At 65.7% G+C, this 1,600-nt stretch carries 2 protein-coding genes; both read right to left on the reverse strand.

What is annotated here, in order from left to right; genetic code table 11:
* Positions 1-590: 590 nt before the first annotated feature.
* Positions 591-980, reverse strand: coding sequence for a fic family toxin-antitoxin system, toxin component (locus tag ABZT03_RS44370; RefSeq protein WP_356050018.1), 390 nt, complete (start codon positions 978-980; stop codon positions 591-593).
* Positions 977-1,279, reverse strand: a complete 303-nt coding sequence (locus ABZT03_RS44375; RefSeq protein WP_356050019.1) for a DUF1778 domain-containing protein — start codon at positions 1,277-1,279, stop codon at positions 977-979. The genes ABZT03_RS44370 and ABZT03_RS44375 overlap by 4 nt, the downstream gene beginning before the upstream one ends.
* Positions 1,280-1,600: the final 321 nt, after the last annotated feature.

Below are 1,600 nucleotides of genomic sequence, written 5' to 3' on the forward strand. Positions count from 1 at the left end.
TCGCGGCCAGGGCCGCCTCGATCCCCTCCGGACTCCCCATACCATGACAACGAGCCTCGGAGCCGGAAGCGACGGCTTGTTTCCCGGCAAGCCCTAACTACCCGGCCTTGGGTCAAGGCCCGCCATCCACAACGGATATTGATACGCGGAATCGCACACTTCGACGTGCTTGACAGAGAAGTCAATGATCTCAGCCGGCTCTAGGCCCAGCTGCCGCAACCACTGCTGACAATCCCCCCGTGCCACCTCCAACGGCTTGATTCCCTGCCCGAACAACTCGGCCGCCTGCATACGTACCGTCTCCCGGCGCTGCCGACCCGCGCCGGTCAGACCGCCCCCATCCGCGTATCTCACACACCACGGACACAGCGACTCCACCGGGCCCATCAGGCACTCCGGCAAGTTCACCCTGACTAGCCGAAGTCAGTAGCGGCAAAGGTCAGCTCAGCGTGAGGAGCTCGGTGTATCGGGCCAGGGCGGCGGCAGGTCTCCACCCTCAGCTGAAGCGAATAGCCGGTTTGCTTCAGTGCGTCGTCCCACACCGCGGGCGTCAGCAGGGCATGGCGCATTCCCGGTACCGCATGTCGGGATCAGGCGACGGTCCAGTCGCGCAGTTGGCGGGCGATCCGGGCGATGCCGAGCGCTCCGGAGGCGGCGTCCCGCACAAACGCGACGGCCGCCTTGGGCGGGTAGTCGAGTTCGCGCCCGTTCAGGATCAGATAAGCCTCGGTCGCATGCCAGGTGAAAGCCTCGTTGGAGTGCTCTAGGCACGGCAGTTTCGCCAAGGTCTGGAGCAGGGCGCCGGCCTTGAGATATAGAGATCCGTAGATGTCGCGCTCCATCGCCCGGGCATTGACCCGGGCGACAGCGGCGTACAGCGGTCCGAGGTCGTCGACCTGCGGATCACCGTCGAGCAACTCGGCGGCGTGCAGCAGGAACGTGACGTCGAGCGGATGGAGCGGCGGTTCCGGCTGGGTCACGCGGCGTGGCCTCGCTGTTGGTGCTGCACGAGTTCCCGCTGCGCTTCCTGCTCGGCCACCCGCTGCTCGGCACTAGGGTCCAGACTGTTCGGCTCGGCCGCGAAAGCCGCGCCGCTGCGGGCCATGGACGCTTGGAAACCGTCCAGGAACCGCCGCTCCACGGCGGTCGCACGGTCGTAGGCGGCAGAGAGGATGTACTCCTGCATGCTGACCCCCGCCTGCCTGGCCGCTGCCGCGATCGCGGCCCTCTGCGCAGGATCGGGAAAGCGCAGGTTCAACGCTGTTTTGGCATCCGACATGGTATCCACGGTACCAGCGATACCACGCGGCGTCTTGCGAGCGGCGCGGAGTACTCTGACTCAGGCCGTCTATGGCGTTCACCGCTTACCTGTAACCGAACCGCACACGAACTTGACGGCCCTGGTGGGCGTACGCAAAACGTACACATCGTATACATTCCAGGCGGCTGCGGCGGCCTCCGACGCCCAGGATCCGCAAGGGTATTGATGCCCCTATGGATGTCAAGTCCGGTTGGGGCGGGGGTCGCCGGTCCGCTGGGCTTCGTGGTGGGGATGAGGAGTCGGTAGATCTCTCGTGCGACGTAGCGTTTGAGGCATCGG

The organism is Streptomyces sp. NPDC005574 (genome assembly GCF_040605435.1).
GTDB lineage: Bacteria > Actinomycetota > Actinomycetes > Streptomycetales > Streptomycetaceae > Streptomyces.

Excerpts from the sequence above, each read along its gene's own strand:
- ABZT03_RS44375 (WP_356050019.1), bottom strand. The coding sequence starts at position 1,279 with ATGTCGGATGCCAAAACAGCGTTGAACCTGCGCTTTCCCGATCCTGCG.